General features: G+C 59.1%; 9 protein-coding genes. 5 read left to right on the forward strand and 4 right to left on the reverse strand.

The window, feature by feature from the left end:
• Nucleotides 1-64 precede the first annotated feature (64 nt).
• The 3 genes from CRO06_RS04890 to CRO06_RS04900 are packed head-to-tail and all read right to left on the reverse strand — an operon-like array spanning nucleotide 65 to nucleotide 5,847.
• Complete coding sequence (locus tag CRO06_RS04890; RefSeq protein WP_097057855.1) at nucleotides 65-3,715, reverse strand: ATP-binding protein; 3,651 nt, start codon at nucleotides 3,713-3,715, stop codon at nucleotides 65-67.
• Between the two features lie 40 nt (nucleotides 3,716-3,755).
• On the reverse strand, nucleotides 3,756-4,424 hold the full coding sequence (locus tag CRO06_RS04895) for a DUF4194 domain-containing protein (RefSeq protein ID WP_097057856.1): 669 nt from the start codon (nucleotides 4,422-4,424) through the stop codon (nucleotides 3,756-3,758).
• Nucleotides 4,411-5,847: a Wadjet anti-phage system protein JetA family protein gene (locus tag CRO06_RS04900; RefSeq protein ID WP_097057857.1), complete on the reverse strand. Its 1,437-nt coding sequence runs from the start codon at nucleotides 5,845-5,847 to the stop codon at nucleotides 4,411-4,413. The genes CRO06_RS04895 and CRO06_RS04900 overlap by 14 nt, the downstream gene beginning before the upstream one ends.
• A gap of 156 nt (nucleotides 5,848-6,003) precedes the next feature.
• On the opposite strand from CRO06_RS04900, the gene rhuM reads away from it, so the two are divergent.
• Nucleotides 6,004-6,882 (forward strand): virulence protein RhuM/Fic/DOC family protein, encoded by an 879-nt coding sequence (gene rhuM / locus CRO06_RS04905; RefSeq protein ID WP_218839867.1) that lies wholly within the window; start codon nucleotides 6,004-6,006, stop codon nucleotides 6,880-6,882.
• A 202-nt stretch (nucleotides 6,883-7,084) separates the two neighbouring features.
• On the opposite strand, the gene CRO06_RS04910 is transcribed toward rhuM, so the two are convergent.
• Nucleotides 7,085-7,975 (reverse strand): helix-turn-helix transcriptional regulator, encoded by an 891-nt coding sequence (locus tag CRO06_RS04910; RefSeq protein WP_097057858.1) that lies wholly within the window; start codon nucleotides 7,973-7,975, stop codon nucleotides 7,085-7,087.
• Between the two features lie 298 nt (nucleotides 7,976-8,273).
• Here CRO06_RS04910 and CRO06_RS04915 point away from each other — a divergent pair, with 298 nt between their 5' ends.
• The 4 genes from CRO06_RS04915 to CRO06_RS04930 all read left to right on the forward strand — a co-directional run bounded on the left by CRO06_RS04915 (nucleotide 8,274) and on the right by CRO06_RS04930 (nucleotide 13,989).
• Nucleotides 8,274-8,930 (forward strand): HEPN domain-containing protein, encoded by a 657-nt coding sequence (locus CRO06_RS04915; RefSeq protein WP_097057859.1) that lies wholly within the window; start codon nucleotides 8,274-8,276, stop codon nucleotides 8,928-8,930.
• A 2-nt stretch (nucleotides 8,931-8,932) separates the two neighbouring features.
• Complete coding sequence (locus CRO06_RS04920; RefSeq protein WP_097057860.1) at nucleotides 8,933-10,117, forward strand: tetratricopeptide repeat protein; 1,185 nt, start codon at nucleotides 8,933-8,935, stop codon at nucleotides 10,115-10,117.
• 22 nt (nucleotides 10,118-10,139) lie between these two features.
• Nucleotides 10,140-12,968, forward strand: a complete 2,829-nt coding sequence (locus tag CRO06_RS04925; RefSeq protein ID WP_218839868.1) for a helicase-related protein — start codon at nucleotides 10,140-10,142, stop codon at nucleotides 12,966-12,968.
• Nucleotides 12,969-13,077: 109 nt separating this feature from the next.
• Nucleotides 13,078-13,989 carry a restriction endonuclease gene (locus CRO06_RS04930; protein ID WP_179746470.1) on the forward strand — a complete coding sequence of 304 codons (912 nt, stop codon included), beginning with the start codon at nucleotides 13,078-13,080 and terminating at the stop codon, nucleotides 13,987-13,989.
• The last annotated feature ends 51 nt before the right edge of the window (nucleotides 13,990-14,040 follow it).

A 14,040-nucleotide genomic window follows, 5' to 3' on the forward strand; every position in this document is an offset into this window, starting at 1 on the left:
GCATCCCTTCCATCACGAGAGCCCTTCCATCACGAGAGCCCTTCTATCATGAGAGGCCTTCTCATCACGAAATCCCTTCCATGAAGTCCAGCGCGCCTTGCTGGCGGATCACGCGCCGGTGTTGATCCCACAGCTCGGCGATGCGTTCCTGGTTGAGTTGCTGGCGGTCCACCAGCACGCGGGTATTGAGTTCGCCCACCGGCACCGGGCTTGGCACCTTGCTGAACACGAACTGGTTGCTGACCAGGTCCAGGAAGGGGCCGGCCTTGCTGGTGGGCATGATGAAGATCAGTTGCAGGCCCAGGGTTTCAGTGAGGTAGCGGATCACCTGGCGTGAGCGGGTTTCGTCCATGTGCATGAACGCCTCGTCGACGATCACCATGCGCAGGTGGCTGTCGCCTTCGTTGAAACGGAACGCGCTGGTGATGGCGGCGGCGCGGATAATGTAGGCGGGCGTTTCCAACTGGCCGCCGGAGCCGGTGCCGTACTGACTCAGACGGATCGGCGCCTTACCTTCCGGGTGTTTGAGGATGTCGTAGCGGCGATAGCGCCGGTAGTCGCTGATCCGTTCCAGCTCCCGCAGCGCCTGCTGTTCGTCGCCGTCCAACAGCAATGCGAGCAGCCGGTCGCGCACATCCGTGGCCCTGTCGGAGAGAGTACTCTCGAACAGGCTGGCGCCATCGCCCAGGTTGGGAATCTCGGTGACTTCGCGGAAGAAGTCCCAGTACTCCTTGTATTCCTGTACCCACTCCCAGTCGAAGGAGAACCGTTCCCGGTCGGCGCCGAAGTAATGGTGTTCCAGCTCCTTGTTCAGATTCTTGAGAGTACGTTCGCCGTCCTTGATGGCTTGCTGGATCTGGTTGCACAGATCGCTGACGAAGGTGGTGTTGAAGGTGTCACGCAGGCCGCCCAGCTGTTCCAGTTTGCTCAGCAGGACATTGTTGCGCAGCCGGTTGTGCAGGTTGTCCAGCTGCTGATGCAGGTGGTGCACGTGGCCAAAGAACGGGGCGCTGTGCAGCTCCTCGGCGGTTTCGATAAGGATCTGATCCGCCGGCTGGGCCTGCTGATTGTAGTCAGCGACAAGCCGTTCCAGAGTGACGGCGTTGCTGTTCAGGGTGTTGAGCAGGGCCCGCTCCTCGCTGTCGAAATCGATGTCGTCCTGGGCGGCTTGCAAACGCCGGTCCATGGCATCGATACGGGACAGTACATCCAGATCCGGCCAGTAGCGGGTGCAGGCGTGCAGGTGTTCCTCGGCGTCTTCCTGATCCTGTTGCAGTTGCTCACTCTGGTCGGCGAGGGCATTGATGGCACGTTCGCAGGCGTGTTGCTGCTCGCCGAGCTTGCCGTTTTCCTCCTTCAATTCGCCCTGCCGTTGGCTCAGCTGCTTGTGCCGCTGACGGGCGTCCTGCTGTTGCCGTTCCATCTCTTCATGGTCACTGAGGTCGAGACTGGCCAGGGCCTGTTCGGTGTCGGACAGCTGGCGCTGGCATTGCAGCAGGTGAGTGACGGTGGCCACCCAGTCCAGCGGCTTGAACTCGAGCACCTGCTGTTGCAGTTGCCGCACCGCCTGATAGTCATCGCTGGCGTGGCGGTAGCTTTCCTGTACGTCCATCAGGGCGTTGCGCTGCGCATACAGGTTGCGCTCGCGGGCGGTCTCGCCGAACACCAACTGGCTGTCGTCCAGATCGCAGCGGAACAGCGCGTAGTTGCCGGAGCCCAGGCCATCGCTGGTAATACCACGCCGGGTGCGGCGCAGAGTTTCGGCGTCACCGACTCGTACCACATTGCCATAGGAGGCCTTCAGATAATGCTCCGCCGTGCGATGGGAAAAACGCAGCACATGGAAGATGGACTCCGCCGGCAGCGCGGCTTTCTCCGCGTCCCGCCGCGCCTGCTCACCCTGGATCACCCGGGCCTTGTTGCGCTGGCGGCCGGCCAGCCGGCGTACCACGCGGATCGCCTCGGCTTCGTAATCCGGCTCCACCAGAATGCCGAAGCGGGCGCCGCCCAGGTAACCCTCGATGGCCATTTGCCATTCCGGGTCTTGCACTTCCACGTGATCGCAGAGCACGCGAGGGTCGGCCTGGGGGCACTGCTCGCGGATCGCCTGTAGCGCCTCCTCCACATCACGGGGATAGTTCACCCGTTTTGATTCCAGTGTGCTGATGCGGTGCTGAATCTGTTTTTGCTGTTCGTCCAGTTTTTCCAGAGCCTGCGCTCTTTGCGTCACCAGGCGGTCCAGCCGCTGTGCCAGGGAGAGATTTTCCCGGTCGGAGGCGCTGTCCACTTGCCCGTGCAATTGCTCCGCCAGATAGTTGTGCAACTGTTGCTCGGCGCGGGCCTGTTCCAGGCCGCTTTCCAGCGGCGACAGATCGATCCAGTCCCGTGCCAGCATCTGATTCAGGTCCGGTATCGGGCGCTGCTCCAGGGCCAGCAGCTCCTTGCTGGTGGCCCGCCAGCCCTTGCTGGCGAACAGCGGCAGTTCCAGCTCGATGCTGTGACGGTTGAGCAGATCGCGCAGATTGCGTAACGCGGTGAAGTTACGGCTGCGTTGCTGATCCTGCTCCAGCAGGGGGCGGGCGCCTTGCTGCAACTGTTGGGTCAGGCTTTCCAGCTGTGCCTGCAGTTGTTGTTTATCACGCAGCGCGGGGATGCCCTGTATGCGTGCTTCCAGCCCCACCAGTTCGTCGTGGGCCTGCTCCAGGCGCTGTTCCACCTGTTCCGCTTCTTCGCGCAACGCCTGTTGTTGCTGGCGGAGCTGGGATTGTTCCTCTTTTTTCTCCAGATACTGGCGCTGGTTGCGGCGGTAACGTTGCGCGGCGGCGCCGTAGGCGAGGGCGGTGCGCTCCAGCCAGGTCTCCTGATACTGCCCCGCCAGGCCACGGGCCTGCTCCAGATAGTCCACGCTGGCGCGCAGTTGCCGGGCCTCCTGCTCCATGCCATGGATGGTGCGCAGCATGTCGCGGATGCGGCGTAGCGTGTCGCCCATGTCCTGGGCTTCCAGCACTTCGCCGGCGACGAACTGATCAATGGAGTCCACCGGTTTGTACGCCATGAAACGGGCGAAGGTGCGGGCGGCGTTCTTGGCTTCCTGCTGGGACACCGCGTCGCGGCGGCCGCGCAGGGCGCCGTACAGCCGGGCCAGATAAGCGCCTTTCTTCTCGTAGGTTTCCACGTTCTTTTTGCCGAACGTCCGGCGCAGCGCATTGGGCAGCTCGGTGATTTCCACCACCTGACGCTCGGCGCCCTCGCCGTGCACGAAGTGCGACAGGCTCAGCATCTCGCCAGGCACGATCATCAACAGCAGTTCATTTTGCCGCGCCTGGGCGGTAACGCCGGCGCGGTCCAGATGCGCGCGCACGCCAATCACCGCCGTGAACGGCTCGGCGGTCTCGCCCTTGGTGGGATGAAACACGCCGGCCAAGTAACCGTCGCTGTCATAGGGGCGGGCGAAGGCGCCGTCGTCGCAGCCGAGAATATAGGAGGCCAGAGTACGCACCTGCTTGCCGCCCCGGCCGCGCTGGGTGGTTTCGTCCTGGCCCGGGTTGTAATTGAACAGATTGTCGTGGGCGGCGGTCATCAGCGTCTGCAGGGCGTCGGCGGCGGTGGTCTTGCCGGAGCCGTTACCGCCGGAGAACAGATTGATGGGCCCGTATTCCAGCTCTTCGGCGGGCAGGTTGCCCCAATTGACGGTGATGGAACGTTTCAAAAACATGGGCGGCTCGGATCAACAGAGGCGAACGTGAAATAACCGATCATGATGGCAGCTCTTCCGGGGAGGGGGCTTCGGTGTCCGGCCCGTCGCCGGTGAGCTGGCTGAGTACCGCGTCGGTGACCAGGCTGGTGATGTCCGGACGGATGGTCAGCCAGGTCTCGGCGTCTTCCAGACCGTCGTCGCTGGCGGTGCGGATCAGCCGTAACTGACGCAGCCGGCGGAACAGGGCGCGCCGTTCGGTGAGCGCCTCCGGCAGCGGCCGGCCAAGCAGATTCTTGCTGGCCAGATTGAACGCTTCCAGCGGCAGCATCACCTGGCCGTGTTCGTCGATCTGGCCTTCGCGCAACGCTTTGTCGTACTCCGCGCGCAACACCAGAATGGCGGCCACTTCCTGTTGGCTCAGGCGCTCACGCAAGCCCTGGTTGAAGCCGTCCTCGCTGTCGGCCAGGCCGGGCACCTCGGCGCCGGGTGGAAACAGCCGCAGCGAATGAAAGCGCCGTTCGTGCAGCAGGCGAATGCGCAGCACGCTCAGATAATCCTCCACCAGATCGGCCACTTGCAGGTAGCGATCGTAGAGCTCCGTTTCCTTTTTGCTTTCGTCGCGGCATAGCACGCCCCGGTCCAGCAGCCGGATCATCAGTTCGGAGAACTGATCCGGGCTGACGCCGCGGGCCTCCAGAGCCTCGGCCAAAGCGTCACGTATCGTCATCGTGTTCCAGTTCCAGCAAGAAACCATCACGGCGGGCGAAGTAGCGTTCGCCGACGATGGGGTCGGTGGGTTCGATGCGCAGCCGGAAACCGCTGGCCCGATGGTCGGCGCTGCCCAGCTCGATCACATGGCTGAGCGCCAGCAGATCGGTGGCGCTGTTCACCGGCAGGTCGCGGTTGTCGATGCGGCGGCTGGCGCCCAGAGCCTGGCGCAAATAGTCACGCAGACCTTCGCCGTGGATGCTGAACGCCTTCTCCAGCAACTGTTGAATCGCCAGATCGCGCAGGGTGGCCGGGTCCGGCGCGTCCAACTGCGCCATGCGGCTTTGCACCTGCCGTTTCTCCCGCTGCTCGCGCAGCCGGTTCTGGGCCGGGTCCACCAGCCCCAGGCGCAAATGGGCCATGGCTTGCCCGGCGGCCTCCAGGCGCTTGGCGGCGGTGGCGTCATCCAGCTCGGACAGCTCCCGGCACAGGCCGACAATGTCGCTGTGCTGCTGGCTGTGCAGATAGCTGAGCTGGCGGATGATAATGTCCGCCCGCCGGGTAAAGCCCTGCAGAGTCCGGCGCAGGGCCGGCAGCATGATCTCGGCGGCGCCGCGCATGCGGGTTTCGATGCTGTCCAGCAACTGCCACAACACCGAGCCCTCCGGGTTGATCACCAGATCCGGCGCCAGCCGCCGCAGCTCCAGTTCCGCGTTACGCTTCCACGCCTTGGGCTTGCGGCGGATGCGCTCGATGGTGTTCTGGATGCGGTCGCGATGTTTCTCCACGCTGTCGGCGGACATGCGGATCGCCACGTCCGGCTGGAAGCGCTTCTCCATGAACTCGAAGAACTGATCACTAGCCTGCTGCACCAGTTGCTGGGCCTCCACTTCCTTGACCAGTTCCCGCTTGCGCTCTTCCAACTCGGCGATGATGTCGGTGAAATCAGCGATGATGCGCTCGGAATGCTCATGGGCGTCGAGCAGATCATAGACCTCGCCGCGATCCTGAAACGCGGCCAGGGCATTGAGCGTATTGCGGGTATTGCGATGGCGGGTGCGGATGCCGCGGCCGTCCACCTCCGCCAGGGTCTGGGTGAACAGGCGCCCGGTGCGGCTGAACGGATAGGTGGACTGAAATGACGCCTCGTCCTTGTCCCGCTTCAGCCAGCCGTGCTCCACCAGCGTATTGAGAATCCAGGCGGCCTGCTCCCGGTTGTTGCGGAAGCGGCTGCCGTCCTCATCGCCGCCCTCCAGCAAGGGCGCCCGCTCCAGCGCCTCGCTGAACACATCCAGCACCTGCTCGCGCTTGAGCGACTCGCCGTAATCGGCCTGGGCGCTGTACAAACGCTCGTGCAACAGCCGCAGACACTCGGCCACCTGCTCGCGGTACTTGCCGGTCAGCGGCTTGAAGAATTGGTGGCGGTCTTCCGTGAAAAACATGGCGTCAGCTAAAGAGTTGAAATAAAGCGTTGGAATAAGGGCCGATGATACCGGCAATCGGCGGCGGCTGCCTGCTGGCCTGCCCGCATATTCAGAGCTATGTTGGCATCTTCGGGCGGATGCGCAAACCGGGGCTGACGGGGCAGGATAGGGGCTATGGAGAAGCAGATCGAGATTTATCAATCGTCCGATGGGCAGACGCAAGTGGAGGTGCGTTTCGAGCGCGATACCCTGTGGCTGACACAAGCGCAAATGGCGGAGCTGTTCGACAAGGATAGGGACACCGTTGGTCTCCATCTGAAAAATATCTATGAATCCAATGAGTTACAGATAGAGGCAACTACCGAGGATTCCTCGGTGGTTCGTCGGGATGGGAACAGGCAGGTGCGGCGGAAGCTGCACTTCTACAATCTGGACGCGATTATTTCGGTGGGCTACCGGGTCAATTCAAAGAAGGGCACCCAGTTCCGCATCTGGGCCACTCAGCGCCTGAAAGAGTACCTGGTGCAGGACTACAGCATTAACCGCGCCCGCTTCGACAAAAACGCCTCCGAACTGGAACAAGCCCTGACCCTGATCAAGAAAGCCGCGCGAAGCCCGGAATTGAGCGGGGAGGCCGGCCGTGGCCTGGTGGACATCGTCTCTCGCTACACCCAGACCTTCCTTTGGCTGCAACGCTACGACGAGGGCCTGCTGGAAGAACCGGCCGGGGAACGGGGCGGCCAGCTACCGGACGAAGCGGAAGCAATGCGCTCATTGGGCAGCCTCAAAGCCCAGTTGATGGAACGGGGAGAGGCCACGGAACTGTTCGCCAGACCCCGGAGCGATGGCCTGGGCGCCATCCTGGGGAACCTGGACCAATCCGTCTTCGGCGACCCGGCCTACCCAACGGTGGAAAGCAAAGCCGCGCACCTGCTGTATTTCATCGTCAAAAACCACCCGTTCGCTGACGGCAACAAACGCAGCGGCGCCTTCCTGTTCGTGACTTCCTGCATCGCAACCGGCGCCTGTTCAACTCCCAGGGCAATCCCATAATCAATGACACCGGCCTGACGGCCCTGGCGTTGCTGGTGGCGGAATCTGATCCAAAGCAGAAAGACACCCTGATCCGCCTCATCATGAACATGCTCAGCCAGGTGTAGGTCGCTCGGCCTCTCGCAATTCGGCAATAACTTCAACTCGAAGCCGCTGTGGGAGCCCAGCTTGCTGGCGAATGAAATTACTCTCTACCTCCACCTCAGCCACCATCCCCCCACAACCAAGCCGCCACCGCCTCCCGATTCCCCAACGCAATCTGCTGCGCCTCCGGCGCCCGATTATCGGCCACGTCTAAATGCAGCAGCTGCACCACGTAATTCACCAGCGCGGCGCGGCAGGGAATCAGCAAACGGCCGTCTTCCATGGCGTAATCCCGGGCGATCATCGCCTGCTGACGGGCGTCCAGACGCGGGTCCGGCACCACTTCCAGGGTCAGCCGGGTCTGCCAGGCCTCGTCCTCATCGGCCCCCTGCCACGCCTCGGTAACCGGCTCCGGATCATCCTCGATCCGGCTCAACACGAAATCCCGGTACGCGGAGTTCTTCTCGCACCAGGCGCGCACATGCCAGCGTAGCCCGCTGTGCACCACCGTATGCGGCTGAATCACCCGCTCCTCCGGCACCGGATTACGCAGGGACGCATAACGAATCTCCACCCGCAGCCCCTCCCGGCAGGCCTGCAGAATAGGGCGCAACACCGCCGGGCGCAGATCCCGCCGGGGCGGTAACAATACCTCCGTGTTCAGTTCGCGCACGTCCAGCGCCTCGAAGGCGCAGCTCAAATCCTCCCGGGCGTGCATCATCTGCAAATACTCGTCCGCCACCCCGCGCGTAAACCGGGGCGTGAAGTCAGGGGAGGGCTTGTAACCCTTCAAGGAACGGTCATAGACCAGATTCTCCGGCGCGTGCTCGGACAAATACTGGTTGATGTCCTTGCTGGCCTGCTGCCGCCCGATCCCGAACGCCCGCTGCAGGTGATTGGTGGTCAACCGCCCCTCCCAAAGAGCGATCACCTCGATCAACCGATACCGCAACAACAAATCCCAACGCAGAGGCCACTTCCCCGCGTTCTGCCCAGTAGTGCGCGCCATCCTCCCACCTCCCCAAAGTGCGCCAAAAAGCGATATAACCCGAAAGACGACATGTTCATGTAGTCAGTATTGGCATGACGATAATAAAGTCATAGCTTGGTTGTCCAGAGAGCGATGTCGCTTTGGTATCAGGGGGCTTGCCGTGGGAGCACGAGGAAGTAATAAGAAAGTGGGAGCTGCCGGACTGGCTCAGACCAACGTATGTGATAAAGTTCACACTCGTACAACGAAAAGCCCCGCGCCAGAAAGGCGCCGCCAGGCCGCGATTGGGGACGGCATGGCAAGAAGGGACAGCAACATGGAAAGCCGACACCACAACCTGAAAACCCGACAGCGCCAGGAGCGTCACGGCTACCCGGACAACCTGTCCCTGCGTGTCCACCGCGCCCTGAGCTGGCTCGACCGCGCTGAACAGGAAACCGACCCGGGCAGCCGCTTCATTTTTCTGTGGATCGCCTTCAACGCCGCCTACGCCACCGAAATTGATGATCGGCACGGGCTCAACGAACGAACAACCTTCAACGGCTTCCTGCAGACACTCTGGGACCTGGACCGCCAAAAGCGCCTGGACGAACTGGTATGGAGCGCCTACTCCGGCGCCATCCGCGTCCTCCTGGACAACCCCTACGTCTTCCGCTGCTTCTGGGAACACCAAAAAGGCAACCTGACGAAAGACCACTGGAAGCAGAGCTTTGAGCGTGCCAAGAAAGCCGTCAACGCCGCACTGGCCAAACAGAACACCCCCACCGTCCTCGCCATCGTCTTCAGCCGCATCTACACCCTGCGCAACCAGATCATCCACGGCGGCGCCACCTGGGGCGGCAGCGTCAACCGCCAACAGATCCGCGACTGCGTCGCCATCCTCAATGACCTGGTGCCGACGGTGATCGAGATCATGATGGATAATCCGGGGGCGTTGTGGGGGGAGGCGAGTTATCCGGTGGTGAGGAGCTAAATGTGGAAGTGCTCCTGCACGCGCAATCATTGCTCCAGCGGGGCGGTCCGCAGACTGCGGCAGAATTCTTGGAAGAGCACATGGCCAGACAGCCCGGGGACTTCCGTGTGGCTGCGGCACTAGGGCGGGTGTATCGGCGCCTTCAGCAACCCGAAAAAGCCGCTCATTGGCTGCGCTACTCACTTCAAAACCGCTATGTCACTCCTGACCTGGACGAGGAAGACATTACCTACTTTGGCGAGGCAGCAGAGGAAGAGCCGGCCCTTGATCTGGACCATGAATACGGTGTGGATACTCGTGGACTGAGGCCGGCTAACGACGATGCTCCTCTTGAGGGTGATCGAGAGGAAGAGCCTGGAAGTGAGGCTGAAGCGGGCAGGACTTCTGCCCCTTTGACAGACATCCCCGGTTTCGATCAGCAGAGCGAGCTCGTAGAGCCAAAGCAGGATGATGAGGATATTCCGTCCATAGAAGAGCTAGAGAATCTTCAGGAGGATCTTTCTGAGCTATTTGCAGAAGACGATGATGAGGAGGATGACGGGGCCGATGATGTCCTGTACGTCGAACCGATTCCGGATGACGCAGATTACTATGATGACGAGAATGAACTAGCCGACCATTTGACCCATTGGGAGAAGGCGGAAGGCATTGCAGCCGAGATTGCTGTCGAAGCGGGTTGGTTAAAAAAGGATATTGAAATCCTTATTGAAGTTCTCAGTTACCACTGTAGCCATTGGAAAACTCGGTCTGCTATCCGGGAACTGTTGGTCGAGAAAGAGGCAACTCCCGTAGAGCTAGAGATTCTGCATGATCTTAGGCAGTTGTGGGGTGGAGGGGGGTATAACCGATCATATAGAAGGAACAAGGCTGAAGACGGCTGGCCAAATGTTTCATGGCAGCTAGGGTTACGTCTGCTTAGAGGCCTGAGAGTGGATTCAGTTGACGAAGTCTTATTGTTCGTGGAGGACTGTTTCGAGGAATGGGGCGCATCCCCCAAGCAACTGAATGCCTTCCCGATATTTACTTATTATCTTGATTATATTCTGGCGCACATGGAAAGAATGTCAGAGCGTTGCGGCCAACCTATACCCTCGTATATCGAATATCAATTCTTTGATGATCAGGGCGAAGGCTATGAAGAATGGTATGAGCCAGGATTTCGCGATGGCTACAGGATCATAACGTGATGCCGGTGGAAGAGGGGTAGTTATGGTGATGCCGATTGTAGAGGGTGCTTTTGTCCGACTGAAAGACAGCCAAGACGCCAAAGATGTTGGTCTGGTGCAAAAAGTATCTGATGAGATTCCCGCAAGGGTCAAAGTTTATTGGGTAAAGCGTAAGGCCTCAGTCTCTCACCCGGAAACTGACCTGACATCGGGTCTGATGCGCGATATGGAGGTCGAGCATTGTCCAGTAAGAGCGACCCAAAACCCTTTGGGCTGGGGGATTGTCCGCGCAACACGGAACATTGCTGGTCATGCTCAAGCTCTCGTCGAATTTCAGGAGAACAATCAGCGCCTTTGGTTGCCCTGGCAGCGTCTGCGCCAAGTCCGTGGAGCTCTCCATAGCTTTAATCTTGGACGTTTCGAGGGAGAAGGAGGGGAGGAAAGGCAGCGGCTCCGCCTGCTTTCCTGGGCGATCCAGCTATGGAATGAAAATACCGGGGCATTGGCGACATTCGACGTTGATCCTCTTCCCCATCAGATCCATTTGGTCCATCACATCATCGGCTCGGGTCATTATAACTGGCTGATTGCGGATGATGTGGGGCTGGGTAAAACCATTGAAGTTGGGCTGTTACTTCACGCTGCCATGGCAAAAGGTGAGGCAGACAGGGTCCTCATCATCACCCCTGCCGGCCTGACCAGGCAGTGGAAAGAAGAGCTGTACGGCAAGTTCGGGTTCGAAGGATTCAGAATCTACGGGGATGACTTCCAGATCCACGATCCCAGGGACTGGAAAAAAGAAAACCATGTAATCGGTTCAATGGACCGCCTCAAACAGGATGATAACCTGAATATCCTGCTTCAGGCTGACGATTGGGACTTGGTGATTGTTGACGAAGCGCACCGGCTGTCACGCAGACAGTATGGCAACAAACTGGATGCCAGCCAGCGCTACGCCATGCTACATAAGTTGCGCAAACGTGCTCAAAACGTACTGCTGCTTACCGCGACGCCCCACCAGGGTAAGCAGGACAGCTTTGGCGCGCTATTGGAGCTGCTGGACCAGGATCGTAAAAGTGAGATCCGTACCCTTGCCCTAAACCCCGAAATCATCAGCGACATGGTTATCCGTAACTACAAGGCAGATGTCACTGATATGGAAGGCAACTTCCTGTTTCACGGGAAAACTGTGCGGCAAATCGATGTGCCCCTTTCGGAAGAAGCTGTTGAGTTCGATAAACAGCTCCGTGAATACCTGCGCAAAGGCTATGCAGCCCAAGATTGGGATGGGAAAGCCAAAGGGCGTGCCATCGGCTTTGTGATGACAGTGTATCGCAAGTTGGCAGCTTCTAGCGTGGCGGCAATACATACGGCTCTTCAGCGGCGGCTGGAACGCTTGAGAGGTGAAGAAAAGCAGGCAACGCAGTTTTATGATGACGAGCGCTACCAAGGGGAACAGGAAGAGATAGAGGCCCAGAAAACCCAGGCATCTCCATTCTTCCCCGGCGAAGAGGGCATTCTAGAAGGGCTAATTGCAAAGGCGGCTAGTCTCGAAGCCAACGATGCCAAACGTCGTGCCTTCATGGATGGTCTGGTTGAGACGGTCATCAAGGAGAATGCTCAGGAAAAAATCCTGGTATTTACTGAGTACCGCAGCACTCAAAAGTGGGTCAAGGATGCCCTGGATGCTCGGTTCGGCAATGACAGCTGCGTGTTGATTCATGGTGGTATGGACATGCAGGAGCGTCGTGAAGCCATTGCCGCCTTCGAAGAGGATGGCGGTGCCCAGTTTCTGGTGTCCACAGAAGCGGGCGGTGAAGGTATCAACCTGCAGCATCGCTGCCACATCATGGTGAACTACGACCTGCCATGGAATCCTATGCGCTTGGTGCAACGTGTAGGCCGTCTCTACCGCTATGGCCAAAAGAAGCGGGTTGTTGTCTTTAATGTTCACCAATCAGACAGCGCAGATGAGCAGGTTCTCAGCATCCTTTACGACCGACTGGAATCTGTCGCTCAGGATATGGCCAATGTACAGCGGCATGAGTTCAACGATGCCATCAAGGAAGATGTTCTTGGTGAGCTGGCTGATTTAGTCGATATTGAGGAGGTTTTGGCTGAGGCGGCTAACGATAAGCTGGAACGTACCAGTGAGCGTATCAATGAAGCGCTTGAGCGGGCCAAGAAAGCAGCTTCTGAACAGCAGGAACTGTTTAAGCATGCTGTCAATCTGGACAACAAGGAAGTGGCTGGTGAGCTGGTTGTTACTGTCGAGCACCTTCAAGCCTTTATCGAGGGAATGGCCAGAATTGTTGGTTTTGAGGTCATGGAGAAGACCCACAAGGGGCTTGTTTGGCAAATAAAGCTCACCGAAGGGGCGATGGAGTCCCTGGGTGTTGTCCGTAGCCGCTTTGGCCTGGCTTTTGATCGAATGCTTGCAGCCAAAAAGCCAGAGCTACTGCCAATGAATATGGATAACTGGCTATTCAAAGGGTTGATCGCGTTGGCTCGAAAGTATGACTTCGGAGGCACAGCAGTGGCCGGCAGTGGCTACCAATCCGAATCCGTTATTGTCGCGGTAGCTCGTTGGCAGAATGACCGTGGCAGGCGAGCACGCCAAGAACTGGCCATGGTGGCAGTGGAAAATGGCAATGCAAGCTTGAATCCACCCTGGTTCAGCGAGTGGCTGATGCAGCCATGCCCGCCCTCAGAATGCGAAGACACAGACAAAGCCCAGCGAAAAGCCTCGCTACAGCTTGCTAGTGAGCGTATGGAGAAGTTCCTTGCGGCGCAGAGCTCCGAAACGTTGCTGCCAGACCAGATGCAGTGGATTTCAGCAGGCTGGAAAGGTAGAGGGAGGAGGGCAGAATGAAATTGTTATCGATTCATAGGTTTGGATAATGATAATTATTTGAATTTATAGTCTCTGTTTATGAAAAACAGACCGAATAGCTTCGGTTGGATAACTAGAGGAAAAAGTTTTGCCAATACCCGATTTCCAGTCCGTCATGCGCCCCATGCTGGTTTCCATCAATGATGGCAGCCCGAAACTCATGGCGGAGGTACAGGAGGATGTATGCACACACTTCCGCCTCACCAAGGAAGAGCGTGCCCAGCGTCTGCCTTCGGGCAAGCAGACCTACATCAAGAACCGGGTAGGCTGGGCGCGGACCTACATGAAAAAAGCCGGGCTGCTCACCAGTCCGGGCAAGGGGCTGATCCAGATTACCGACCGTGGCCGAAAAGCCATGGAGGATTGTCCGGAACGGATCACCGTGCGCTATCTGAAGAATTACCAGGAGTTTGTGGATTTCCACACCCGCTCCCCTAGAGAAGAAAACACGGAGCGGCAAGATGTAGAGACTAGTAGCGATACGCCGGACGAGCAGCTGCAGCAGGCCCATACCTCATTGATGGAATCTCTGGCCGATGAGCTACTGGATACCATCACGGCGGCGACGCCGTCCTTCTTTGAGAAACTGGTGGTGGATCTGATGCTGGCCATGGGCTACGGGGGATCCCGGGAGGATGCCGGGCAAGCCACCCGCTACACTAGCGATGGCGGTATCGACGGCATCATCAAGGAAGACCCGCTGGGCCTGGATGTGATCTATCTGCAAGCCAAGCGCTATACCGAGAAGGTAGTAGGCCGCCCGGAGGTGCAGGGTTTCGCCGGGGCGCTGGACATGCAGCGGGCCCGTAAGGGTGTGTTTATCACCACCTCCAAGTTCAGCGGCGACGCCCGTGACTACGTGGGGCGGATCGAGAAGAAGATCGTGCTCATCGACGGCCAGGAACTGGCCAAGCTGATGATACAGTACAACCTGGGCGTAGGGATCAAGGAAACCTACGAGGTGAAGCAGGTCGACAGCGACTACTTCAACGAGGAATAATCAGCCGCGCCGTCATCACTGCCGTCCATGGGACATACCAGACAACACTGA

The organism is Alloalcanivorax xenomutans, assembly GCF_900217905.1.
Lineage (GTDB): Bacteria > Pseudomonadota > Gammaproteobacteria > Pseudomonadales > Alcanivoracaceae > Alloalcanivorax > Alloalcanivorax xenomutans.

What these genes read in the sequence shown, in the direction of transcription:
- CRO06_RS04890 (WP_097057855.1), bottom strand. Translation starts at nt 3,715, where the DNA reads ATGTTTTTGAAACGTTCCATCACCGTCAATTGGGGCAACCTGCCCGCC.
- CRO06_RS04895 (WP_097057856.1), bottom strand. Translation starts at nt 4,424, where the DNA reads ATGACGATACGTGACGCTTTGGCCGAGGCTCTGGAGGCCCGCGGCGTC.
- CRO06_RS04900 (WP_097057857.1), bottom strand. Translation starts at nt 5,847, where the DNA reads ATGTTTTTCACGGAAGACCGCCACCAATTCTTCAAGCCGCTGACCGGC.
- rhuM (WP_218839867.1), top strand. Translation starts at nt 6,004, where the DNA reads ATGGAGAAGCAGATCGAGATTTATCAATCGTCCGATGGGCAGACGCAA.
- CRO06_RS04910 (WP_097057858.1), bottom strand. Translation starts at nt 7,975, where the DNA reads ATGGCGCGCACTACTGGGCAGAACGCGGGGAAGTGGCCTCTGCGTTGG.
- CRO06_RS04915 (WP_097057859.1), top strand. Translation starts at nt 8,274, where the DNA reads ATGGAAAGCCGACACCACAACCTGAAAACCCGACAGCGCCAGGAGCGT.
- CRO06_RS04925 (WP_218839868.1), top strand. Translation starts at nt 10,140, where the DNA reads ATGGTGATGCCGATTGTAGAGGGTGCTTTTGTCCGACTGAAAGACAGC.